Origin of the sequence: Heliomarina baculiformis, from assembly GCF_019966545.1 — a bacterium.
GTDB lineage: Bacteria > Pseudomonadota > Alphaproteobacteria > Rhodobacterales > Rhodobacteraceae > Heliomarina > Heliomarina baculiformis.
Window position 1 is genome coordinate 317118 of record NZ_JAIMIC010000008.1, and the last position, 24139, is coordinate 341256.

General features: G+C 61.2%; 24 protein-coding genes. 3 read left to right on the forward strand and 21 right to left on the reverse strand.

Annotated features, from left to right (window positions below; genetic code table 11):
• Positions 1-40 precede the first annotated feature (40 nt).
• The 5 genes from MF268_RS19520 to MF268_RS19540 are packed head-to-tail and all read right to left on the reverse strand — an operon-like array spanning position 41 to position 5490.
• Positions 41-1060 carry an oligopeptide/dipeptide ABC transporter ATP-binding protein gene (locus MF268_RS19520; protein ID WP_238372529.1) on the reverse strand — a complete coding sequence of 340 codons (1020 nt, stop codon included), beginning with the start codon at positions 1058-1060 and terminating at the stop codon, positions 41-43.
• The gene (locus MF268_RS19525) at positions 1057-2022 is read right to left on the reverse strand and encodes an ABC transporter ATP-binding protein (protein WP_238372530.1); all 966 of its coding nucleotides are present in this window, start codon (positions 2020-2022) and stop codon (positions 1057-1059) included. The genes MF268_RS19520 and MF268_RS19525 overlap by 4 nt, the downstream gene beginning before the upstream one ends.
• Positions 2019-2936 carry an ABC transporter permease gene (locus MF268_RS19530; protein WP_238372531.1) on the reverse strand — a complete coding sequence of 306 codons (918 nt, stop codon included), beginning with the start codon at positions 2934-2936 and terminating at the stop codon, positions 2019-2021. The genes MF268_RS19525 and MF268_RS19530 overlap by 4 nt, the downstream gene beginning before the upstream one ends.
• The gene (locus MF268_RS19535; RefSeq protein ID WP_238372532.1) at positions 2933-3883 is read right to left on the reverse strand and encodes an ABC transporter permease; all 951 of its coding nucleotides are present in this window, start codon (positions 3881-3883) and stop codon (positions 2933-2935) included. Before MF268_RS19535 ends, MF268_RS19530 begins: the two co-directional genes overlap by 4 nt.
• Positions 3883-5490, reverse strand: a complete 1608-nt coding sequence (locus MF268_RS19540; protein WP_238372533.1) for an ABC transporter substrate-binding protein — start codon at positions 5488-5490, stop codon at positions 3883-3885. The genes MF268_RS19535 and MF268_RS19540 overlap by 1 nt, the downstream gene beginning before the upstream one ends.
• Positions 5491-5710: 220 nt before the next feature.
• Here MF268_RS19540 and MF268_RS19545 point away from each other — a divergent pair, with 220 nt between their 5' ends.
• Entirely contained in the window at positions 5711-6352 is a 642-nt protein-coding gene (locus MF268_RS19545; protein ID WP_238372534.1) for a GntR family transcriptional regulator, read from the forward strand.
• A gap of 51 nt (positions 6353-6403) precedes the next feature.
• Entirely contained in the window at positions 6404-7228 is an 825-nt protein-coding gene (locus MF268_RS19550; protein ID WP_238372535.1) for a sulfite exporter TauE/SafE family protein, read from the forward strand.
• A gap of 8 nt (positions 7229-7236) precedes the next feature.
• Here MF268_RS19550 and MF268_RS19555 read toward each other — a convergent pair whose 3' ends face one another.
• From MF268_RS19555 to MF268_RS19630, 16 genes are all read right to left on the reverse strand, one after another.
• Entirely contained in the window at positions 7237-8754 is a 1518-nt protein-coding gene (locus MF268_RS19555; RefSeq protein WP_238372536.1) for a tripartite tricarboxylate transporter permease, read from the reverse strand.
• 9 nt (positions 8755-8763) lie between these two features.
• A complete protein-coding gene (locus MF268_RS19560; RefSeq protein ID WP_238372537.1) occupies positions 8764-9390 on the reverse strand; it encodes a tripartite tricarboxylate transporter TctB family protein in 627 nt (208 codons plus the stop codon).
• Positions 9383-10321, reverse strand: a complete 939-nt coding sequence (locus MF268_RS19565) for a tripartite tricarboxylate transporter substrate binding protein (RefSeq protein ID WP_238372538.1) — start codon at positions 10319-10321, stop codon at positions 9383-9385. The genes MF268_RS19560 and MF268_RS19565 overlap by 8 nt, the downstream gene beginning before the upstream one ends.
• 41 nt (positions 10322-10362) lie before the next feature.
• Positions 10363-10881, reverse strand: coding sequence for a hypothetical protein (locus MF268_RS19570; RefSeq protein WP_238372539.1), 519 nt, complete (start codon positions 10879-10881; stop codon positions 10363-10365).
• Positions 10882-10902: 21 nt separating this feature from the next.
• Positions 10903-12867, reverse strand: coding sequence for a primary-amine oxidase (locus tag MF268_RS19575; protein ID WP_238372540.1), 1965 nt, complete (start codon positions 12865-12867; stop codon positions 10903-10905).
• 251 nt (positions 12868-13118) lie between these two features.
• Complete coding sequence (locus MF268_RS19580; RefSeq protein WP_238372541.1) at positions 13119-14147, reverse strand: AraC family transcriptional regulator; 1029 nt, start codon at positions 14145-14147, stop codon at positions 13119-13121.
• 289 nt (positions 14148-14436) lie between these two features.
• The gene (locus tag MF268_RS19585; RefSeq protein WP_238372542.1) at positions 14437-15525 is read right to left on the reverse strand and encodes a Zn-dependent alcohol dehydrogenase; all 1089 of its coding nucleotides are present in this window, start codon (positions 15523-15525) and stop codon (positions 14437-14439) included.
• Between the two features lie 73 nt (positions 15526-15598).
• Complete coding sequence (locus tag MF268_RS19590; protein ID WP_238372564.1) at positions 15599-16807, reverse strand: TCR/Tet family MFS transporter; 1209 nt, start codon at positions 16805-16807, stop codon at positions 15599-15601.
• Positions 16808-16829: 22 nt separating this feature from the next.
• Positions 16830-18173 carry a lyase family protein gene (locus MF268_RS19595; protein ID WP_238372543.1) on the reverse strand — a complete coding sequence of 448 codons (1344 nt, stop codon included), beginning with the start codon at positions 18171-18173 and terminating at the stop codon, positions 16830-16832.
• On the reverse strand, positions 18173-18886 hold the full coding sequence (locus MF268_RS19600; RefSeq protein ID WP_238372544.1) for an alpha/beta fold hydrolase: 714 nt from the start codon (positions 18884-18886) through the stop codon (positions 18173-18175). Before MF268_RS19600 ends, MF268_RS19595 begins: the two co-directional genes overlap by 1 nt.
• Entirely contained in the window at positions 18886-19452 is a 567-nt protein-coding gene (gene pcaG, locus MF268_RS19605; protein ID WP_238372545.1) for a protocatechuate 3,4-dioxygenase subunit alpha, read from the reverse strand. The genes MF268_RS19600 and pcaG overlap by 1 nt, the downstream gene beginning before the upstream one ends.
• Positions 19452-20162 carry a protocatechuate 3,4-dioxygenase subunit beta gene (pcaH, locus tag MF268_RS19610; protein ID WP_238372546.1) on the reverse strand — a complete coding sequence of 237 codons (711 nt, stop codon included), beginning with the start codon at positions 20160-20162 and terminating at the stop codon, positions 19452-19454. Before pcaH ends, pcaG begins: the two co-directional genes overlap by 1 nt.
• Positions 20159-20539, reverse strand: a complete 381-nt coding sequence (gene pcaC / locus MF268_RS19615; protein ID WP_238372547.1) for a 4-carboxymuconolactone decarboxylase — start codon at positions 20537-20539, stop codon at positions 20159-20161. Before pcaC ends, pcaH begins: the two co-directional genes overlap by 4 nt.
• Positions 20532-21320, reverse strand: coding sequence for a 3-oxoadipate enol-lactonase (gene pcaD, locus MF268_RS19620; RefSeq protein ID WP_238372548.1), 789 nt, complete (start codon positions 21318-21320; stop codon positions 20532-20534). The genes pcaC and pcaD overlap by 8 nt, the downstream gene beginning before the upstream one ends.
• Before the next feature lie 138 nt (positions 21321-21458).
• Positions 21459-22430 carry a threonine ammonia-lyase gene (locus tag MF268_RS19625; RefSeq protein ID WP_238372549.1) on the reverse strand — a complete coding sequence of 324 codons (972 nt, stop codon included), beginning with the start codon at positions 22428-22430 and terminating at the stop codon, positions 21459-21461.
• Between the two features lie 43 nt (positions 22431-22473).
• Positions 22474-23163 carry a haloacid dehalogenase type II gene (locus tag MF268_RS19630; RefSeq protein ID WP_238372550.1) on the reverse strand — a complete coding sequence of 230 codons (690 nt, stop codon included), beginning with the start codon at positions 23161-23163 and terminating at the stop codon, positions 22474-22476.
• 179 nt (positions 23164-23342) lie between these two features.
• Here MF268_RS19630 and MF268_RS19635 point away from each other — a divergent pair, with 179 nt between their 5' ends.
• Positions 23343-23780 (forward strand): FKBP-type peptidyl-prolyl cis-trans isomerase, encoded by a 438-nt coding sequence (locus MF268_RS19635; protein WP_238372551.1) that lies wholly within the window; start codon positions 23343-23345, stop codon positions 23778-23780.
• Positions 23781-24139: the final 359 nt, after the last annotated feature.

The window sequence follows — 24139 nt, forward strand, 5'->3', positions numbered from 1 at the left end:
GTGGTCCTGTCGTGAATTTGGCCGTCGGCGGGCGTTGGTGTCAGGTCTCTGGACTCGCCAGAGGATGAAAGCAAGCGACCGCGCGGGCCGGGCCGAAACGGCCAAGCTGCGGGTCGCGGGTCTGGCAGTCGGGCTGCGCGGCGGGGCAGCGGGTTGAGAACCGGCATCCCTTTGGCAGGTCGAGCGGACTGGGGATTTCGCCCGGAAGCGGGTCGGGCATGGGTTCGAAAAACCTTGGTGCGGCCGCGCGCAGGGCGGCGGCATAGGGGTGGGCCGGGGCGTTCAGCACCGCGTCGGTGGGGCCGGTTTCAACGATGCGGCCCAAGTACATGATGGCGATTTCCTCGCAGAGGTAGCTGGCGACGCCGAGGTCATGGGTGATGAAGACGAGGGTCAGGCCCATGTCCTTTTGCAACCTGCGCAGCAGCGTTAGCAGTTGCGCCTGCGTGGAGACGTCGAGGCCCGAGACGGCTTCGTCCGCGACGAGAACGGAGGGTTCGGAAGCGAGCGCGCGGGCGATTGCGACGCGGCGGACCTGACCGCCGGAGAGGCCGGCGGGGTAGCGTCTGGCGGCATCCGTGGGCAGGCCGACGCGGTTCAGCAATTCGGCGACGCGGGATTTGATTTGGTCCTTCGGGACAATGTTGAAATGCCTCAGGGGTTCGGCGATCAGCGCTTCGATGGTCATGCGCGGATCAAGCGAACCGCGCGCATCCTGGTAGACCATCGCCACATCGCGGGCGAAATCGCGGCCAATGGCGCGGGCCTCGCGGATGGGCCGGCCGTGGTAAAGCGCGCGCCCGCCTGTCGGGGCGTCGAGGCCGAGCAGCACGCGGAGCAGAGTCGATTTTCCTGACCCACTTTCGCCGACCAGTGCGAGGGAGGTGCCCTTGTCGACGCGCAGACGCACACCGTCCAGTGCCTTTAGGCCGACGGTTTCGCGGGTGAAGCGGCGACCGGGCGGGCGGATCTGGAATGTCTTTTCGACTTCGATCAGCTCGAAAACGGCGGCGCCGGGGGTCGGCGCGGTTTGCGCCTTGGGTTCGGGGAGTGCGTTCATTCCGGGTTCCAGCAGGCAAATACGTGATCCAGCGCGCCGGTTCTGGCGGGGTTTGCCGGGGTCAGCGGCGGGGCCTCGACCGCGCAGCGGTCAAGCGCGCGGGGGCAGCGGGTGGCGAAGCGGCAGCCTTTTGGCATCTGGTCATGCGGCGGCACGGCGCCTTCGGGCGCGACCAGATCGTGGCGGCCGATTTCAACCACGCAGCTTTCTAGCTGGCGGGTATAGGGGTGGCGGTGATGGGTCAGAACATCGCGCGCCGGTCCGGATTCCACGACCTGCCCGGCATAGAGCACGACGATCCGGTCGCAGGACTGGCTGGCAAGCGCAAGGTCATGCAGCACGAAGATGCAGCTTGCGCCGCGTTCGCGGGTCAGCGACAGGATCAGCCGGATGATCTGGGCCTGAATGGTGACGTCGAGCGCGGAGGTCGGTTCATCCGCGAGCAAGAGGTCCGGGTTGCAGGCCAGCGCGATGGCGACCATCACGCGCTGCTGCATTCCGCCCGAGAGCTGATGCGGAAAGGCGGAGAGACGGGCTTCGGCATCATTTATTCCGACGGAGGTGAAAAGTTCGATTGCCTTGGCGTGGGCGGCGCTGCGCGTGAGTCCCAGATTGCGCCGCAGCGTCGTGGTCAGCTGGCGGCCCACCGTATAGGCCGGGTTCAGCGCCGCGCCCGCGTCCTGAAAGATCATCGAAAGGCGGCGGCCGCGCAGTTTCACCATCTGTCGCGCGGGGAGGGAAAGCAGATCGCCCGCTTCTTGCAGTTCGGCCCGGCCTTCGACCTCGGCTCCGTCGAGAAGCTGCATCAGGGCGGTGGCGATGGTGGATTTGCCCGCGCCGCTTTCGCCGACAAGCGCGAGGGTTTCGCCCTTGGCGATGGAGAGGTTCACGCGGTCGAGGATCTTGGCCGCGCCGCGATGCACGGTCAGATCGCTGACCGTCAGGAGATTGGTGTGGGTCATGCGCCTCTCCGGCCTTTGGGGTCGAACTCTTCACGGATGCCGTCGCCGACAATGGACAAGGCAATCAGCAGCAGTGCGAGGGCAAAGCCGGGCATGGCCGACATCCACGGGGCGAAGGAGACGAAATCGCGACCTTCGGCGATCATCAGGCCCCAGTCGGGGGTTGGGGGCGTGACACCGATGCCAAGGAAGGACAGCGAAGAGGACACAAGGATCGCCTCGGATATGCGGATGGTGACCTGAACGGCGAGCGGAAAGATCACGTTGGGCAGGACGTGACGCCAGACGACCTGAAGCGAGGGGATTGACATCAGGCGCGCGGCCTCGACAAAGCCCTGCACGCGAACGCGCATCACGTCGGCGCGGACGGTACGCGAGAAGGGGCCGATCATCGACAGGCCCACGGCGATGACCACCTTGTCGACCCCCTGGCCGAGGATTGCGATGAAGGCGACGGCAAGGATCAGCGAGGGCAGGGCGAGGATCGAGTCGATCAGCCGCATCAGGCCCCATTCCACCCAGCCGCCGGAAAGACCTGCGGCGAGGCCGATCACCAGACCGCCAACCGCGCCGATGATGACGGAGAAAAACCCGATGATCAGGGCGAAACGTGCGCCAAAGATGGTGCGCGAAAGAATATCCTGACCGTAGCTGTCGGTGCCCATCGGATGCGCGGCGGTGGGCGGCTGCATCATTGCGTCATAGGATTGCAGCACCGGGTCGTAGGGCGCGACATAGGGCGCGAATATCGCCGCCAACAGGTAGGCGAGGGCGACGATAAGCGAGACCGTGAAGAACGGGCGGCGCACAAAGATCGACCGGCGGCCGCGCCGTTTCGATTTTGGCGGGCCTGCGGGGGGATTTGTTGCCGGGGCGGGAGCCTTGGTTGCCAGTGGCGAGGCCTGCGCGGTCATTTGCGGTCTCTCAGTCTTGGATCGAGGATCGGGTAGGAAAGATCCACCAGCAGGTTGACCCCGATGAAGAGCAGCGCGGTCATTATGACCCCTGCCTGCACAACGCCGTATTCGCGGCCCAACACCGCCGAGGTCAGCATCTGGCCGATGCCGGGCAGGTTGAACACGGTTTCAGTCAGAACAGTACCCTGCAGGAGTGTGCCGAGCTGCAACCCAAGGATGGTGACGAGCGGCATGGCGATGTTACGCACGCCATGTACCCAGATGACCCGCCAGCTTGGCTCGCCGCGCGCGCGTGCAGCAGCGATATAGGGTTCCTCGAGCACTTCGATCAGTGAAGCGCGGGTGAGGCGGGTGATCATGGCGATGAAATAGGTCGATAGCGTCAGGCCGGGCAGGATCATGTGATAGATGCCGGTCCAGAATTCCTCCCACGGGGAGACATAGCCCATAACCGGGAACCAGCCGAGGCGCACGCCAAAGAACCAGATCAGCAGGATGCCCAGCAGGAAGGAGGGGAAGGCGGTGCCGGTCAACGCAAACACGGCCGAGCCCGCGTCGAATGCGGTGTCTTTCTTGACCGCTGACAAGACGCCCAAAGGAACACCGATCAGGATCGCGAAAGAGAGCGAGAAAAAGGCCAGCGTCAGGGTGACGGGCAGGGCCTCTTTGAAGCCATAGGTAAAGATGTCTGTGCGGGCGACAAAGGAAGTACCCCAGTCGCCCTGCACGAAGTTTATGGCCCAATCGGCGTATTGCACCAGAAAGGAACGGTCCAGGCCCATTTCGGCCGTTAGCGACTCGTAGGCCTCTTGCGAGTATTCCGAGCCGAGCATGATTTGCACGGGATCGCCCGGCGCCAGCTTTAGCAAGCCAAAGGTGGCGATCGAGACGATGAACAGAACGACGAGCGTCTGCCCGATCTTGCCGAGAGCCTGGACCAGCATCAGGCAAGGCTGACCGTGTGCAGGTTAACGAGGTCGGCGGGGATATACTGGAAGCCCTGCACCTTATCCGAGAAGACCTTGTAGATCGGCATATGGGCCATGATCCCGATGGGTGCTTCTTCCATCAGCAGGTCTTCGGCCTTGTAGTACAGTTCCTTGCGCTCTTCGCTGTCGAGGATCACCTGCGCCTGTTTGCAGAGCTCGTCGAACTCGGCGTTTTCCCAGCCACAGAAGTTCCACGCCCCGTCCGATTTGAATTCGGGGTAGATGGTTTCATCGGGATCGAGGTCAGCCACCCATTCGAAGTCATAAAGGTCGAAATCGCCTTCGTTGCGGCGTTTGACCCATGTGGCCGGCTCGATCAGTTCGAGGTTCACTTTGATGCCGATCTCGGCCAGCATCGGCGCGATGGTCTGGGCGACGCGGGTGCCGACCGGGCCACGCTCGGCCATCATGTAGGTGACTTCGATTTCGCCCTGCTCCTCGGCCTTGGCGCGGAATTCCTTGGCTTTTTCAAGGTCGAACCACTGTCCACGGCCCGAAGTGGCGATATCGGGATCAAAGAATGCGGTCATCGGCGGAGAGATCGGGGTGTAGGCCTGCTGGGCGCGCCCGAAATAAGCCTGTTTCACCAGCGTTTCACGGTCCAGCGCCCAGGCAACAGCCTTGCGCAGGTTCATGTCGGTGAAGGGACCCTTTTTGCAGTTCATGCCGAGGAAGGTGTAGTTGCCTTCGATCTCGCCATAGAGATTGGCCTTGGGGAAGGCTTCGACCTGATCGACAAGCTGCATCGGGCAGTCGGTCATGCCGTCGATCTGGCCGGACATCAGCGCTGCCAGCGCGGTCGAGGCCTCGTTCATCAGAACAAAGGTGACTTTTTCGAGCTTGGGCATGTCCGGTTCGAAATACTCGGTGTTCGCTTCGAGTTCGATGGCGTCATTCTCGCGCCAGGAAACGAACTTGAATGGGCCGGTGCCGACCGGGTTGCGGCCGTAATCGGTGCCGTATTTCTCGACAGCGGCAGGGGAGACGATGGTGCCCGCGCGACCCGTGGAGCCGTTCAGTGCGACAGGCAGGAAGGCGTAGGGCTGCGAGAAATGCAGTTTGAGCGTCAGCGGATCGACGATCTCGATCTCGTCCAGCAGTGCCAGTTTCCATGCGTGGGGCGATTTCGGCTCGCCTTCCTTGACGCGGAGCAGCGAGAATTTGACGGCCTCGGCATCGCAGGGGGTGCCATCGTGGAATCTGACGCCTTCGCGAAGTTTGAACACGTGGGTCTTGTCGTCTTCAAGATCCCATGTTTCTGCCAGATCGGGTTCGAAAGTGACGTTTTCACCGTCATAGACGATCTTGAGCAGGCCGTTGTGGATGTTGTTGATGATCTGGATCGCCGACAGGAAGCCGGTGAAATGCGGATCGAGCGTGTCGATCACCTTGATCGAGGCGATCTTTAGGTGGCCGCTTTGCTGGGCGCGGGCGATGGAGGGGAAACTGCCGCCAGCGGTGGCCGCGACGATTCCCGCGCCCATCCCCTTGAGGATGGCCCTACGTCCGAATCGCGCCGAAAGCCGTTCGGCGAGGATTTTCTTGTGGTCTGTCTCTGTCATGTCCTGGTTTCCCTGTTGGCATGGTCTCCTCCCATTTTTATTCAACGGCGCCAGTGCTTTTGTGTGAGCGGGTTGATCCTGCTTCGTCACTTTCTGCGCAGTTTGGCGGCGAAATTTTCTGTTTTTTCGTGTTTCCTGTCCGTTGAGATGAATTCAGGTTGTGCGGATATGTATACATATGCAAGATGAAAGTGCATCTTTTAGCAGCTCAGGTCCACGGATGACTAATCGGACAGCAGAAAACATTTTTGACAGGCTGGTTGATGGCATTGTGGCGGGAAAAATGATCCCCGGAGAGCCGCTGGCGGAAAAAGCGCTGGCAGAGCAGTTTGGCGTTTCGCGGACGCCGGTACGCGAGGCGCTGCATCGTCTCGAACAATCGAATCTTGCTGAACGCGGGTCACGCCGGGCGTTTTTCGTGCGCGAGATGAAGGCAGAGGACCTTGCCGAGCTTTTCGAGGCGGTGGGCGAGGTCGAAAGTGCGCTGGCCGCGCTGGCCGCGCATCGTCTGACGGAAGTCGAGCGAAAAACGTTGATGGCGATACTGGAGGAAGGTCGGGCCTGTGACGATCCCGAAGCCTATAGTGGAATCAACAAGCATTTTCACAATACCATCAAGGCGGGCGCGCGAAATTCCGCACTTGCTGCGACGCTGGAAGATCTGAACCTCAGAACGATGGCGTGGCGCGCGGCCAACTTTCATGAAAATACCAACCGGCTTGCAACGTCGCGGGTTGAACATCAGGCGATAACCGAGGCTATCCTTGCGCAGGATGCCGAAGCGACCCGAAGCCTGATGCGCAGCCACGTGGCGGGCTCTTACGTCTTGGTGGCCGATATTCTTGCGCGGCGCGAACCGTAGCGGCGGATAATGCGCGACGAGCCGCCCGTCGCATGAATAAAGGAATGCTTCGTGCCCGATCTGACCCTTACCCTTGAACTGCTGGCCTTTCTGATCGTGATCGGCGGATTTGCTGGTGTACTCGCCGGTCTTTTGGGCGTCGGGGGCGGCATCGTTCTTGTACCGGCGTTCTTTTTCACATTTCAGGCGCTGGGCTATGACGGACCGCAGGTGATGCAGGTCTGTCTTGCCACATCGCTTGCGACGATCATCGTGACCTCGCTGCGCTCGGTAATCGGGCACAACCGCAAGGGGGCGGTGGAATGGTCGATCCTGAAAGGTTGGGGGCCGGGCATCGTTTTCGGCGCCATCTTTGGCGTTCTGGCGGCAGCGGCGCTGCGCTCGACCAGTCTTCAGATCATATTCGGTTGTCTTGCGCTGGTGATCGGCTGCTACATGACTTTCGGGCGCAACAGCTGGCGGATCGCGCAGCAGATGCCTAGCGGGATCAAACAGTATCTCTATTCGCCGCTTGTCGGTTTCCTGTCGGTCCTGATGGGTATCGGGGGCGGCAGTTTCGGTGTCCCGTTGATGAGCCTGCACAATGTCCCGATCCACCGCGCCGTGGCGACCGCTGCGGGATTCGGCGTTCTTATCGCCGTGCCATCGGCCATCGGATTCCTGTTCCTTGATGTCGGGGCCGCTTCGCGCCCGCCCTTGACCATCGGAGCGATCAACCTGCCGGGCTTTCTGATCGTCATTGCGATGACCCTGATCACCGCTCCGCTTGGGGTGCGGCTGGCCCATTCGCTTGATCCGGGACCGCTTAAACGCGCGTTTGGCGTGTTCCTTCTGCTCGTTGCGTTGAACATGCTGCGCAAGGCGTGGATGGGCTGAACCCGCGCTTACCGCTGAAAACTGTCGTGCATGTCATGGTCCGGGCTGGGCTGGCGGTTCCGCTGCTCGCGGTAGAGCGAGGCGAAATGGCCAACGATCAGGCATAGAATGGCAAACCCTAGGAACGCGGCGATAGGGCGTTCGAAAAAGTCGCCGAACACGCTGACCCGGTTCATGGCGGGGCGGAATTTGGTTTCCATGATGCCGCCAAGCACAAGGCCAAGCACGATAGGCACGGCGGGCAGGTTCTGACGTTTCAGGATCAGCCCGAACCAGCCGAAAGCGGCGGCAATGGCGCAATCCACCACTGAATTGCGCAGTGAATAGACTCCGACAAAACTGAGCGTCAGAATCATGACGCCCAAGAACCGCGTGGGAATACGAATGATCCGCAATAGCAGGTTCGACGAGATCAGCATGAAGAGCACAACGATCACGTTCAGAATGATCATTGCCGCATAAAGTGCATAGACGAAGTCGATCTGGCCCTGAAAAAGTTGCGGGCCGGGGATGACGTTATGGACGTAGAAGACGGACAGCATCATCGCGGTCAGGGCCTCGCCCGGGATGCCGAGTGCCAGCAGGGGGATCATCGCCGCTGCAGGCACCGCATTATTCGCGGATTCCGAGGCGACGAGTCCTTCGGGGCTGCCCTTGCCGAAGGCGTCCGGGTTTTTCGATGTCTTCTGGGCATAGTTATAGCTGAGGAACTGCGCGGTGAATTCGCCGACGCCGGGAATCATGCCCATGAGCACGCCAAAGCCGGAGCCGGATACCGCGAGCCGCTTGTATTTGAAGATGCGCAGCATGGCCCGGCCCATCGAACCCTTGATCGGCGGGGTTTCGGGGGCGCTTTCGGGTTCGCTGAGCAGTAAAAACGCCTGGCTAAGGGCGAAGAGCCCCAGAACGATGACGATCAGGTCGAAACCCGAGGCCAGCCATTCCTGTCCGAAGGTGAAACGCTGGGTGTATTTCAGCGGTTCGAGTCCGACGGTACCGAGGAAAACCCCCAGCCCGGCGAGCATACCGGCGGCGAGCGTCTGGCCCCGGTGGGCGATGACGACAAGGACAAGGCCAAGCAAGGCGGCAAGGAAGATCTCTTTCGAGCCAAACATGGGCGCGATCTTGGCCAGCACGGGGGACAGCAGGATCAGGGCGAGGATCGACAGGATGCCGCTGACGAAGGACGCACCGTAGGCGAGGCCCAGCGCGCGCAGCGCTTCGCCACGCTGGGTCATCGGGTGTCCGTCATATGTGGTCAACGCATTCACGGCTGTGCCGGGCGTATTGATGAGGATGGCAGGCAGCGCGCCGCCGAACATGGAAGAACCGTAGATGCCAAGCAGCATGACCAGCCCCACCAGCGGGGGCAGGGCAAAGGTTGCGGGCAACAGGATGGCGATGGCGACAGCCGGACCGACGCCGGGTATGGCGCCGATGATTACGCCGCCGATCGACCCGATCAGCAACGCGAGCAGCACGTCGAAGTTCATCAGCATTCCGATGCCGGAGAGCAGCATATCCATCGTCAGCCCCTAGAAATTCGTCATCAAGAAAGAACGGAGGGCGCCCGCGGGCAAAAGCTCGTAAATGTCGCCTGACGGGATGTTCACGCCAAGCAGCCCGTTGAACAGCACGACGACGCCGAGACCGAAAACGGCGGCAAGTCCCATCCAGCGCGCGCCGCGATAACCCATGCGAAAGCTGAGGGCGCAGGTAAAGGCGATGGTCGCGATCAGGTAGCCGATGATCGGCACCAGCCAGACATAGACGATGAACCACAGGACGAATTCCAGAGCCCGGGCCCATGCGGCGAGTTCTTCGGCAAGACCGGGAAGGCGATTTGCGCAGAGAACGCAGAACAGGTGGCCGGCGGAGAAGAGGGTCATCACGATGATCGCGATGCCGGGCCAGAAGGCGGGCTGGGTGAACAGCTTGCTGCGCGGCACCCATTGGGTTTGCCACGGAATCAGGATCAGCAGAAGGACCGAAAAACCAAAGAAACCGGCGGCAAAGACCAGCTCTCCGGGGCGGGCATTACGCTGGAACATGTCCTGAAAATTCCGCGTTCGGACGAATTCGCGAAACCGTGTGCCAATGCGCTGGCCCGGGCGCGGCGGGATATCCGCGCCCGGAACCTGTTGACCGTCTGGCTTACTCATCGAGCAGTTTGCCGATTTCGGCGCGCGCCTTATGATCGGCCTCGATCTGCTTTTCGGATTCGGCGGCGTCCTGCCAATAGATCAGTGCGCCGGTATCGGCGGCCAGTTTTTTGGCCGCATCAGAGGCCATGACCTTTTCCGCGACGGTGGCGATCTTGTCGCGGGCCTCTTGCGGAACATCGGCCTTGACGAAGAGTCCGTTCCAGAGCGCGAGATCAAGTTCGGGGATCAACTCGCCAACGGTGGGTGCATCGGGGGTGAGCGGGATGCGTTCCGAACCGATAGAAGCGAGAACCTTGATGTCGTCGAGGCAGGGAAAGACCTGTTGCAGCGTCGTGTTCATCACGTCGACATCGCCCGAGGCGAGCGAATTGCAATCGAGCGCGTCAAAGGCGGCCTCATAGGCGAAATCGAAGCCCTTGGCCTTGGCTACGGCAAAGGTGATCTGGGTCGGTGTCAGCATCGCCCCGAAATGGCCGAGCGCGACCTCGTTCTCCTTGGCGTAATCCGCCAGTTCATCAAGCGTGGAATAAGGCGCATCGCCGGAGGTCGCGAGCACGAAGGGGTAGGTGACAAAGATGCCGATGGGTTCGAACGGATTGGGCGATAGGGCGGGGATGCCGATATCGGGGCCCGAGAGCGGCACGTCAGAGACGAAAGAACCGATGGTATAGCCATCTGCCGCAGCATTTGCGACCTCGACCGCACCGGGGAAGGGGCCGCCACCGCCGCCGGGTTTGTTCACGACCGCCGCCGCGACGCCGTATTCCTTTTGAAATTCGTCCGCGATCATGCGGGTCAGGATGTCTTCAAGATCGCCGGGCGGGAAGGGGATGATGAATTCGACCGGTTTTTCCGGGTATTCCGCCTGCGCGGCAAGGGGGACTGCGGCCAAGGCCGTGGCGAGGGTCAGTCTGGCGAGGTTGTTCATTGTGGTCTCCTGTTGGTTTTTTGGGTGTTTTCTTGAATTGGTCATCCGAAACCGACGCCCATGCCCACGGTCGCAAGGGTCATAGGGGCGACTTCGGCAATGACAGCTGGCCTGTTTCTGAGAACCCCGTTCAGGCACAGCGTCAGCCCATAGGCTGCGTAAGCCGCAAGACCGAGAACGATGGCGAACAGGTAGGTTTCGGCAAGGACAGGCATGGGCAGCGATGTCACGCCGTCGGGTGTCACAAGCGGAATGGAAGAGCTTGCGCAGATCGCGCCGCTATTGAGCAGGAACAGCGCGACGAGTACGCCCGCCATGCAAAGATGCGACGCAGCCCGGTGCAGACAAAGCAACGGGGCGGGACCGCGCAAGGCGAACGGAATCAGCATCACCATGACGGTCGCGCCCAGCATGAGACCGGTCAGACCGCCGATCATTGCCAGCAGCATCGCGCCGAGGCCGAGCCAGGCCAAGCCCGCCTGCCAGCGGGTTGCCCCGCCGGTGCAGGCCCATGTGCCAAGCGCCGCGAGGGCCAGCAGGCAGAGGTGATAGGCTGACATGATCCGGCCCCTATGCTGCGATTATTCGGCCGCCGTCTTGTTCGAGTGGCAGCAATGCGCGCCGTTGGGGTCTTTGGGCACATCCAGCGTCGGATTGCGGTCAAAAAAATTCTCGGGCCGCAGTTTGAACCCGGCGTAGTCGACGGGCATCACCGGCCAGTCCTCGGTACGTGGAAAATGGGTTAGGCCAAAGCTGTGCCAAACCACGATATCTTCGCCATCAACCGGGCGGTTGGCCGCGCTATAGGCCGGTAGACCGGCACCGCCGGGATGCTGGTTCGGCGTGTATCCGGCCGCCCACATTTCGTCCCGGTCGAACTGGGTGACCCAGAGCGATTTGGTGGCGAAACCCGCGCGTTTTGTGATCGACGCCTCGTCATCGGCAAGCAGAAGCGGCAGGCCTTCGGGGACGAGTACATAGGCGGTCGGTTCGCCGAGATGGTTGGTCTTTTCCGCCGATGAGATGCGCCAGATGCGGCCAAGGTCGTTCTTTGCGACGCGCTTGGCGTCCGCTTCGGTCTTGAGGCGGGTAATCTCGCGGGTAAAGGCGTTACCGACCGGGTTGCCCTTGCCCATTTTCAGGCGCTTCACGTCGATCTCATCGACCTGATTGCGCAGACCGTCGATCGCAAAATCGAGCCGGGCCGAGAACATGTGCTGGTGTTGCGGGGCACCGAGACGCGGGGCCAGTTCGGTGGCCCATTCGTAATCGCCCTCGGGACGGCCCGAGGTGAACACGACGCCGGTCGCCTTGCATTCCAGCTCGATCTTACCGTCGAGGTAGAAGTACCAGTAGAAGCCGTAATCGTAATTGCCGACCGTCACGAAGAACGAGACGACCAGACGCCGCTGACGGCGCACATCTGCGCGGCTCGAGAAAATGTCCGTGTGCTTCCAAAGGGTGCCAAAATCTTCTTCGTGGATGCAGATGGCATTGGGCAGGACGACGGGGTTGCAGAAATCGTCAACGACGGTGGCATCGACATAGTGGATCTCTCCAAGGCAGTCGCAGCCCAGAACCAGCGCGTTGGCGAGGCGACCGAACTGGTATTCACCGGCGTCAAAATAGTTCTGCCATTCGTGGGTCGGCTGGGGTTCGCCATAGGGAACGACCATTTCCGAGACGGAGGCCCGGTTCAAAATCGAACGCTTCTTGCCGCCGTCCTTGAACGAGATGTCGTGAAGAGTCAGACCCTCACGGCCGTTGAAGCCGACTCGGACGGACCAGTTTTCCCATTCGAGCACGTTATCCTTCATGGTGAAGGATGCGCCCTCGGGCTGGGTGATATTGAGCGGCTTCATCGTCTCGCGCGGTGTGATCGACGGGTCGAGGTAATCGCCGCGATCCTGCGGGACTTCCATGTAGCCGGTATCGACGAAACGCAGAACTTTCCGGTCGGTCAGGTCCACGTGGCAGACGATGCCTTCGATCGGATGCGCCCAGAGTTCGTGGATGGCGTTTTCATCGGGGGCGTAAAAGCTGAGGACACGGAGCATGCGGCGGCCGAGTTCGTCCTCGTGCCCGAAGACACCGGCGGAGAGGGGGCAGCAGAAAACCTTGTCGAGATCGGTGATGCCGCGCTTGGCCAGCGCTTCGACGAAACGCGGGTCGGCCTTGGAGATTTCCTCGGCGGCGACATAATCCTCGTCGAGAACCGGGCCCCAGCCGTCCCTGGCCGGATCGAGCGAACGCTGGTGGATGATCTTGCCAGCCGGAATATCGACGACAATCTCGGTCACTTCGCGGGCAGCGACATCCATGACGAGAACGCCGATTTCCCGGGCAACCGGTTCGCCGGGCTTGAACGTGGCCATGGTTTCGCGGCTCGGTTCGCGCAGCATCACGTAGGAGTAGCGGGTGCTTTCGCCCTTGAAGCCGTTTTCCTCGAGCACGGCCTTGAGGCGGGTGATCTCGATCGCGGAGATCGGGTCCAGCGGGTGCTTTATGCCGGTATCGGCTGTTGTTTCCCTGACTGCTTCATTCATCTTTCAACCCTCCGATGATTGGTTGGCCAAGAGGATCAAGGCGAGTTTCAGATGCATCTATTGCGGGATGCGCCAAAGATTCGATAATTTGCGCCAATCTGCCACGCGGGCGTCACAAAACCGGTTATGCCAAACGCTAGGCGTCGTATTGGCGCGCGGTGGATTTGCCCTGTGCCGCTTTTCTGGACGCTTCACAGGACCGGATGCGCAAGATCGGGGCGGGCGCGGGACAGCGTGATTCCCTGCATAGGCTACCCGGCCTGATTCCTTTTCGATGGCGCATGGCCTGTCCAGCTTCGATAGGCGCGCCAAAAGACGGTTTCGTCGGAATAGCCGAGGCTCTGCGCGACGGTCTTCAGACTGGCATTCGGGTCGTCGAGATGAGTTTCGACGATCTTCTGGCGCTGCGCCTGAAGAATAGCGCGAAGCGAGGTGCCTTCGGAGGCGAGATGGCGTTGCAGGCTGCGCGGGGCCTGTCCGAGCTCTTGTGCGATCGTCGCTAAATCGACGGGGAGGTGTCCGAGGTTGCGACTGACGATGACCTGCACCTGTTCTGCGATCGTGCGGCAGGGGTCCTGCGTCAGGACAAGGTCGGCGACATGGCGTTCGATCAGAGCCAGCAGGGCGGTATCCTCAACGCGGTGAAGGGTATCGAGACCGCCCTGACGGAACAGCAGCCGGTTGGCGCTTTGCCCGAAACGCACCCGCGCGCCAAAAATACGTTCGAGCAGGTCCGCCCGGCGGGAGGGACCGTGGATGAAATGCACCTCTTCTGGCGTCCAGCGTGGATCGAACGCGATGTGGACAAGCCGACAGATGCAGGAGAGGGAAAACTCAGCATCCTGCGCGCCGGCCTGAAATCCGGGTGAGCCAAGCTGATAGGACAGGCCGAGCCGGTCTCCGTCGTCAATGAGATGCATCTCGGTCGCGCTTTGTAGGGCGGAGAGGCTGTCGCGAAATCTCTCCAGCCCACGTCGCAGGGTCGAGGAATGCAGCATCAGAAGCCCGATGGGGCCAAGATCGGCCGGGCTGATCCGCGTACCGAGGCGGGCGCCGAGGATCGGGTCATGGGCATGATGTGCTGCGGCTTCGAACGTTTTCAGATAGGCCGCCAGCGAGATGATTTCATAGGGATCGCGCACGGCTTCCGAGTTAATGCCGTTTTGCCGGAGGATTGACGTGATCGTGTCACTGTCGTTGCCGAAATGGCGCAGGATCGGTGCGAGCGCAGCGGCCCGCAGGGAGGGAACAGGGGGTGGGTTGGCGATGGGCCGTGGCATCTATCGGGTTCACTGGATGAACCTCAAGTATCGGCGGGAGGGCCGATCATGGCAAGTGTCCGGGCTTTTGTCGTGAGTTGGGTGCGCCGAAGCCGGATTGCGGTGCTAATCGGTTTTTCGGCCCGGCGCTATTTCGTGCGAGCAGTTCTGCGGTTGGATTTGAACCGTGTAGTGCGGGGCATGCCCGTTCATCGCCGCAACGTCGCCGAACATTGCGACGTGGCGGGGGCTCTGCCCCGCCGCCCTGTCGGGCGACACCCCGGGATATTTTTTGACCCAAAGAAGCGGATCAGCGGTTGAACAGGATCACGTTGCGCTTGGCCGCGCCGCCGAGTGTGTCGGCGATGGCTTCGTTGATCTGGTCAAGCTTCCAGCGGCCGGAGATCAGTTCGTCCAGCTTGAGGCGGCCCTGCTGGTAGAGGTCGATCATCCAGGGAATGTCGCGCTTGATGACCACGTTGCCCATCTTCGAACCGATGAAGCCCTGACCGACATCGGCCATGAACAGCGGCGAGAATTTCGAGAACTGGTCACCATGGGGCATGCCGATCATGACCACGTTCCCGCTCGCGGCCAGATAACGCGGCGCCTGATCGTAGACCTGGGCGACGCCGACGGTGACCATGACGCAATCGGCGCCGCGCCCGAGGATTTTCTTGACCTCATTCCAAGGTTTGGCTTCTTTCGCGGAGACAGTATCCGTCGCCCCGAATTCCTTTGCGATCTCAAGCTTTTCGTCCACGAGATCGACGGCGATGATGCGGCGGGCCCCCGCGATGCGCGCGCCCTGGATCGCGTTCAGGCCGACTCCGCCCGCGCCAATCACGACCACGTCCTGTCCGACACGGAGGCGTGCCGCGTTCACGGCGGCGCCGACGCCGGTGATCACGCCGCAGGAGATCAGGGAAGCGACATCCTTGCCGATGTCATGGGGGATGGTCACCACCTGACTTTGATCGACCACGACTTTTTCCGCGAAGGCACCGGTGTCGAGCGCCTGCATCAGGGGCGCGCCATCCTTGGTCTGCAGCGGGTGCTTGCTGCCATCTGTCGGGGTTTCGCAGGTGGTCAGGTGACCGGAGTGACAGGAGGGACAGTTGCCACAGGCTCTGATCAGGGTGACGCAGACACTGTCGCCGATTTCAATGCCCTGCACGTTATCGCCCAGCGCGGTCACGCGACCGGCGGCTTCGTGCCCGTAGACGGCGGGCAGTTTGCCGCCAAAGCCACCTTGCCAGAAGGAAATATCGGAATGGCAGATCGCGACCGCATCCAGTTCGACTTCGACTTCGCCAGCCGCGGGCGGGGCGATCTGGACGTCCTCGATGACCAGAGGTTCATTGAAGGCGTGGCAGACGGCGGCCTTGATGGTTTGCATGGAACTCTCCCTGTTCATTTCCCTTGCACGTTACCTGTATCAGGGCGGGCTTCAAGTGCGAAACAGTATTTCGTTATGCGGGAATGCGATCTTCCTCAGGAAGCCGCCAGATGAGGAAGAGGGCGACTGAAAGGAGAAGCGCAGCGAGAAGAAAGGCGGCGCCCGGAAACTGGAACTCGGCAGCTGGCCGGGTGAAAAAGGCGAATGTCGAGGTCATGAGAAGCGGTGATATGACGGCGGCGAGTGCATTGACGCTTGTCAGTACACCCTGAAGCTCGCCTTGCGCGTTGTCGTCGACCTGGCGTGACATGATGCCTTGGAGGGCGGGGGTAATCACGGCACCGATCGCGGCGATGGGCGTCAGTATGATGGCGACTGTGCCACTGGTCACCACGGCGAGGCTGAGGCAGGCGATGATGTCGAAGACCAGCCCGTAGATGACCGTGCGCCTGTCGCCGAGACGTCGCAGCATGTGGCGCAGCACCACCGCCTGCATGATGGCGGCGGATATGCCGTAGATGGCCAGAGAGATGCCGATGGTGCGGGAGTTCCAGCCAAAGCTGACCTGCGTGAAATAGGCCCAGATCGCCGGGTAGACGTAAAGGGCGATGCTGTAGAGCAGCGTAGCGAGCAGGAGAGTGCTGATGCCGGGCAGATCGGAGAGATGGCGGAACGCGCCGAATGGATTGGCGCGCCGCCATTGAAAGGCGCGTCTGGTCCGGTCCGTTACGGTTTCCCGCAGAACGAACAACCCCAGCATGAAATTGACGCCGGATAGTAGAGCCGCCGCAAAGAAGGGCGCGCGGGTGCCCATTTCGCCCAGCATACCGCCGACCACCGGACCCAGAACGAAACCGATGCCAAACGCAGCACCGACCAGTCCGAAATTGGCCGATTTTTCCTCGCGCGTGGAGATGTCGGCCATGTAGGCGCTGGCGGTGCCATGGGTTGCTGCGGTGATGCCGCCGACGAGTCTCCCGATGATCAGCAGCCAGATCGATCCGGCAAAGGCCATGACGAGGTAATCCAATGTCATGAATAACAGCGACACGAGAAGGACCGGGCGTCGTCCGAACCGGTCGGACAGGCTGCCCACCAGCGGGCCGAAGCCGAATTGCATGAGCGCGAAAACGGTCGAGAGCACCCCACCCCAGAGCGCGGCATTGGCGACGGAACCGCCTCGGACCTCGTGGATGAGATCGGGCATGATCGGCATGATGAGCCCGATGCCCATGGCATCGAGCATGACCGTCACGAGGATGAAGATCATCGGCAGGCGCAGGGATCCCCCCTGCGTCATCGCTTCAGACCGGTCCGACACTTTGGCTGCGGACGGCTTTGACAAAGGCAAGCGCCTCGTCGGGGGCATGTCCCATCTGGTGACGGGGATCGAAAAGCGCCTGTACGTCGAGTTGCGGGTGATCGCGGGCAACAAGCTGACGCAGAGCTGTGTTCTGCTCTTGTGCTTCGGCGCAGAGTTTCTTGACCAAAGCCTGTGCCTCAGGCCGGGGCATGGTTTCGGCAAGCGCAAAGCTCAACGCCTCGGCATGGATCATGTCGAGACCGTCTGACAAGGCATCTTCCATCTGTTCCGGTCGCGGCGCGATCCCTTTGGCCAGGGTGCTAGCGCTCTGTGCCGACGTGGCCGCGCCCAGCACGATCTGCGGCAGGGAGAGCCATTCGGTGAACCATGCGGCACCATCGCGTTGATAGCGCGGCATGGCAGCACTTTGCAGGGCTGTCAGCAGGGCCGCTGAATGACGGCCAAGTGCAACCAGAACCGAAGGCCCGACCGGGTTCTGTTTCTGTGGCATGGTCGAGGATGCGCCCGCGCCCCCGAGGCTGATTTCGCCGATACCGGTCTGCACGAGCTCGGTGGCGTCTTCGCCCAGCTTGCCAAGGCCGAGGCTGACCCGGCAGAACCAGTCCGCAAGCCGCAGGACTGGGGTGCGATCCGTGTGCCAGCTGCGCGCCGGGTCGCCGAGACCGAGGGCAACGGCAAGATCGGCGCGTATTTCAGGGGCCTTCGGACCCAGTGCCGCGCCGGTGCCCGCCGCGCCGGAGAGCGAAACAAGCAAGCAGTCGCGACGCAGGATTTCGAGTTCCGAAAGCAGGCCGAGCAGTGGCGCGCCCCATGCGGCAACGACAGCGCCAAAGCTCGTCGGCGTGGCGTGCTGACCATAGGTACGCGCGGGCATCGGCTGGCGGGAGTGTTTCTCTGCCAGATCGGCCAGCGATGACAGGACGCTGCGCAGGTCATCCTCGACCAGACCAAGCGCCTGTCTGAGGCGCAGCATCAGCGCAGTATCCTGAATGTCCTGACTGGTGCACCCCCAGTGCATGTACTGGGCATGTTCGGGGGCATTCATTTCGCCGCGAAATGCAGAGACCAGCGCAGGTACGCTGACGCCGTTGCTGCCGGTGGCCTGCGCGAGCCCGCCGGGATCGATCTGAAGCTCCATCGAGGCGCGATGGATCGCCTTGGCGCTGAGTTCCGGGATGACGCCGAGCGCACCCTGAACCTTGGCCAAGGCACCTTCGACCAACAGCATGGCGCGAACTTCGGCTGTGTCGCTGAACAGGCGCGCGGCGTCTCCCGGCGAAAAGAGTTTGCCGTAGAGCGCACTGTCAAAGACGCTTGCCGCCATCAGAGGCTCCTTGCGATCTGATCCATCAGCTTCGCCAGCCCCTTTGGGTCCGAGAAGAACGGGGAATGCGAAGTTGGCATTTCAAAGACCCGGTCGCTTGGCCAGTCGTCAACCATTTCTGCCTGATACTCCGGCGGGATGGTCTGATCCTCGGTGCAGCGGATATAGAACTTCTCGACGCTTTCGTAATCCTGCGACACTTCAAGCGGCGTCTTTTGCGGGAGAATAGCCTGATCGCAAAGCAGGGGAACGGCAAAGTCGATGATCTCTTGCGAGCAATCGCTGTAGAAAAGACCGGCGGCCTGTTCTGGGTCTATCCGCATCGTGGCACCATCCGGGTTGCGGATGACGGCGGGAAGGATCGGCTGGCGCTTGGCCCGTTTGCGCAGGTCGACCATAGAAAGCCCGTCGCGAGGGACATAGGCGCAGAGAAAGATCAGCGCCCGCATCGCCTTGGGGTCTACCTCGGCTGCGGCGGCGATGGGAAAGCCGCCCCAAGAATGGCCGAGGATAATGGTATCGGGGGTAGAGGCCGCCAGTACGGCGGCACCGCATCCCGGCAGTGTCGCGTCGCCGCAGGGGGTATCGTCCTCGCCATTCCCCGGCAGGTCGATTGCCCGGGCGGTGTGGCCCAGAGCTTCGAGTTCGGGGATGAGATCGCGCCAGCACCACGCACCGTGGCACGAGCCGTGAACCAGAAGAAAATCCGCCATTACAGGTCCAGAAAGACGGTTTCGCCTTCACCCTGAAGCCGGATGTCGAACTGATAGCTGTTGTCACCCGTCTTTTTCGCGATCAGCGTTTCCACGCGGCTCTGATGCTCAAGCCGGGTCAGCAGAGGGTCGGCGCTGTGATCGTCACCCTCGAAGTAGATGCGGGTCTGCAGGCCAATATTTATGCCGCGCGCCACGATCCAGAGAGCGATATGTGGCGACTGTTTTCCGACGCCTGCGGGTTTGACGGTGTTCAGCGTCCAGATACCGGTCGTAAGGTCAGAGGGCATCCGCGCGAAGCCACGCGAACCGGGCCCGAATTTGCCTTCAGCGTTGCATTGCCAGCTCTCCACCAGCACGTCTCGGAGAACTGTGCCGGTGCCATCCTGAATGGTGCCGGTGATAGTGATGTGTTCGCCCGGTTCGTCCTTGGGGAAGGGTACGAGTCCGAGATCTTCGTCATAGATTCCTTCGATCCCGACGAAATTCGGTGTGCAGCCGATGTGGACGTAAGGACCCGCAGTCTGCGATGCGGTTTCTGTCAGCGTGTTCAGCGGCTGGACCATCAGAGCCCCTCCATCTTGTTTTCAAACATGGTCTGACGGCTGCCGCGCAGAACGATGTCGAACTTGTAGGCGAGGCAATCGAGCGGCATCGCACGGCTCATGTCGAGCGGCGCAATAAGGCGGTCGACTGCGGACTGGTCAGGGATCGTCTTGATGATCGGGCAGAGCGGGATCAGCGGGTCGCCTTCAAAGTACATCTGCGTGATGAGGCGCTGGCCAAAGCTGTGCCCGAAGACCGAGAAATGGATGTGCATTGGACGCCAGTCGTTGGGACCGTTGGGCCAGGGGTAAGCGCCGGGGCGGATGGTGAGGAATTCATAGGATCCGTCCTCGCCCGTGATGGTGCGTCCGCAACCGCCGAAATTGGGGTCGAGCGGAGCGAGGTATCCGTCCTTTTTGTGGCGATAGCGACCGCCTGCATTGGCCTGCCAGACCTCGACCAGAGCCCCCGGGACAGGACGCGCGTTTTCGTCCAAAACCCGGCCGTGAACGATGATCCGTTCGCCGATGGCGGGTTCGCCGGTGAAATTCAGGATCAGGTTGCTGTCCAGTTCGCCCAGCAGATCGTGACCGAAAACGGGTCCGGTCTGCTCGGAGGGCGTCGCCGATCCTGAAATCAGAGCCAGCTTGGGGCTGCGAGCGACGGAGGATTTGTAACCTGGCGCGTAGGCGACCGGATGGCCGCCCCTGTTGCGGGGAATGAGCGTCATGCCTCGTCTTCCATTTCCTTGTATGTGGCTTTCGCCAGTTTCAATGCATGATTGGCTTTGGGCACGCCTGCATAGATGGCAACGTGCTGAAATGCTTCGAGAACATCGGACTTGCTGGCACCGGTCCGCGCGGTCGCTCGGATGTGCATGGGGATTTCTTCAAAATTTCCGGTGGCGGCAAGCAGCGCCAGTGTCAGCATCGAGCGTTCGCGGCGGGAGATACCGTCGCTCGCCCAGACGGTGCCCCAAGCGCCCTCTGTGATCAGGGTCTGAAATGGCAGGTCGAGATCCGTCTTGGCGGCTTCGGCGCGGTCCACATGCGCATCGCCCAGAACCTCGCGGCGGACTTCCATACCCCGGTCAAAGGCTTCAGACATGCCCTGTCTCCTTAAGGAAATCGGTCAGGACCTGCGCGAATTCTTCGGGCTTTTCGACGCAGGGCAGATGGCCTGCACCACGGATCAGATGATATCGTGAGCCTGGGATCAGATCGATGGTCTCCTTCACCACATCGGGGGGAGTCGCGCCATCCTGATCGCCGGCGATGCCAAGGGCAGGGAGCCTCAACCCGCTGGTCGGCGTGTAGAAATCGGTGCCAGCTATGGCGGCGGAACAGCCCGCATACCCGTTGACCGGCTGCCGGGTCAGCATGTTCCGCCAAAGTTCAAGCTCGACCGTGTTTCGGAAATCGCGGGAGAACCATCGTTCCATCACATTCTCGGCCATCGGTTCGATGCCATCGCGTAGAACGGCGTTCACCCTTTCCTGCCACATCTCGGCTGTGCCGATCTTGGCGCCGGTGTTGGACAGGACGAGGGACCGCACGAGATCGAGACGCTTTATCGCAAGACCCTGAGCAATCATACCGCCAATGGACAGCCCGACAAAGGCGCACTCTTTTACGCCGAGATGATCCAGCAGCAGTTCCGCGTCGCGCACCAGCGATCCCATCGAGTAGGGCGGCTTGGGCATCGAGGAGAGACCGTGGCCGCGCTTGTCGTAGCGGATGAATTTCAGCCCGGCGGGAAGCAACGGTAGAATCTTGTCCCAGAGACGCAGATCCGTTCCGAGCGAATTGGAGAAGACGACCGGTGCGCCGTCTGGATCCCCATCGACCCGATAATGAAGCCGGATCTCACCCAGATCAGCAAATTGCATCTAATGCCTCCTCATTTCTGCCGGCCACAATAACCTTGTCTCCAGAAGAAGGTAAAGGCGGTTGGCGTCGGTAGCGGGGCCAATTTTCTTTCAATAAAATTGCAAAGAAAATGTATGTTTTCTTCGCGCATGCTTGGATCAGTCGGGGGTCAAACGATCCATCGCCGACTGGAACACGGCCGGGTCCACGTTTCCGCCCGAGGCGATGGCAATCACCGTGTCGCCTTCGATCTCATCAGGATGGAAGAGAGCGGCGGCGAGTGCAACCGCACCTCCCGGTTCGACGACGATCTTGAGCCGCAGCCAGGCGAGCACCATCGCGCGCAAGGCTTCCTCTTCGGTGACGACCAGACCTGCGCCGCAAAGGCGCTGCATAATGGGGAAGGTGATATTGCCGGGTTGCGGTGTGATGATCGCATCGCACAGCGACCCGCTCAGCCGTTCGTTCCGTTCAATTTTCCCCGATGCGAGAGAGCGGGTGACGTCATCGAAAAACTCCGGTTCCACAGGTCTGGTTGTCATACCCGGGGCCTGTTCTTCCAGCGCCAGCGCAATACCTGACGTCAGACCGCCGCCCCCGCAGCAGACCAGAACCTCGGCTTTATCGATCCCGGCGTCGGCCGCGATTTCCAGCCCGATTGTTCCCTGACCGGCAATCACCTGCGGATCGTCGAACGGTTTGACGAGTGTCAGCCCGCGTTCCTTGGCAAGCTGATCGCCAATGGCGTCTCGGTCCCCGGTGGCGCGGTCATAGAGAATGACTTCGGCACCCAGCGCGCGGGTATTCGCGATTTTGAGCTGCGGCGCATCCTCTGGCATCACGATCACCGCCGATATGCCGTGCCCCCGGGCCGCAGCGGCAATGCCCTGCGCATGGTTGCCGCTGGAAAAGGCGATCACCCCATTCTCGCGGGCTTCAGGCGCGAGCGCGGAAATCGCCGACCACGCGCCGCGAAACTTGAAACTGCCCGTGTGTTGCAGGCACTCGGGTTTGACCAGAACCTTTAGTCCCGCGATGTCATCGAGGAAGGGCGAGCTAAGAAGAGGGGTGCGCCGGGCGTGTCCCTCAAGACGGGTTGCAGCGGCTTTGATCATGTCGATTGAAGTCATGGAAATTCCGAAAATGCGAGGGAAGAGTGCGGGTTGACGCCGGTTACCCGAGCCCTGCCAGCTCGGGAATAGCGTTCAGATCCGTGAGGACATGTCCCGGACGCCAAGGCAGTTGGTCCATCGGCTCACCGGCGCGGTTGACCCAGGCCGTTTCGAAGCCGTAGCCGGCACCTGCCGCTGCGTCCCAGCCGTTGGAGGACACAAAGAGAACTTCGCTCGGTTCGCATCCGAAACGACCTCCGACGAGATCATAAACCCGCTTGTCAGGCTTGAAAATACCGACGCTTTCCACCGACAGGACGTCATCAAGATACTCTCCGATGCCAGCCGATTGCACCGCACCTGTCAGCATCGCGGGGGAACCGTTCGACAGGATCGCAACCTGCATATGTCCCTCTCTGAGCCGCTTCAGCATGCCGGGGACTTCCTCAAAGGCCTCCAGTTCCCAGTAGAGATCCAGTAGCCTCTGGCGCAGGCCCGCATCGCCATCAAGGCCGGTTTTTTCCAGTGCCCAGTCCAACCCGTTGCCGGTAACTTCCCAGAAATCGGTATGGGCATCCGAGATTGCCCGCAGCCAGGAATATTGCAGCTGTTTCGTGCGCCAGTGGGCGGCAAGTTCAGACCACGTGGTTTCGAGTTGCGGGAAGTTGCCTTCGTTCGCGACCTGCCGGGCGGCTGCGGAAACGTCGAAAAGGGTGCCGTAGGCGTCGAAAACACAGGTTGTGATCGTCATGCTTTGCGCTCTCTCGCCCAGTTCGGTTGCCTGAACTGTGGCACAAGCGGTCGTCGGACGAAAGACAGATTGAGCCGTGCGGGTTTACATCAGGGTATGAGGCCTTAGGTTAGGGGGGATTAAAGAACCCGCGATGCATGCGGCCTTTTCAAACTCACCCCAAACAGATCGGATATCCAATGACGCAGGTTAAAAACGGCGACAACGTACAAATCCATTACACCGGCACCTTTCAGGACGGCACCACCTTCGACAGTTCCGAAGGACGTGAGCCTCTGGCATTCGAAGTCGGCTCGGGGCAGATCATTCCCGGTCTGGATGCGGCGCTTCCCGGTATGGAAGTCGGAGATGCCAAGACGGTAAACGTACCCTGTGAAGACGCCTATGGGCCCGTCAATCCCGACATGCGCCAAGCCATTCCGCGCGAAGGTATCCCGGACAATATCCCGGTGGAAATCGGCGCGCGCTTGCAGATGCAGACGGCCGAAGGGCAAGTGATGCCGGTTACGGTTGTCGGTGTTGACGATGAAAGCGTGACGCTGGATGCCAACCATCCTCTTGCCGGGCACGATCTTACCTTTGCGATCGAAGTAGTTGCTATCGACAAGGCGGCCTGAGGTCGTTTCAGGTCTTTCCATGCCGAGCCCAAGCGCCCGGCGTGGAAAGCCCACTCCGGACATCGCCGGTTCGCATGACCTGATTGCTATGCGTCGGCTGTTCGAAGCTTCAGTTATTATAGGCTGAGGAAATGTTGTCGGCCATGTCCGGGTTTGACAGCATGGCTGCGACCATCACCGCGATACCGGAAAGAAAAACTGCGCGGACGCACCAGCGAGCGATCCTGCGCCGCCTTCTGCGTTCAACGCTTAACCTTGTATCTATTTCAAATCCATCCATGCTAAAGCGTTTCTAGAAAAACCTGAATCGTGAGGGATTCCTTTTGGAGGCTGATTGTGATTCATCCTGTTTGGGAGGA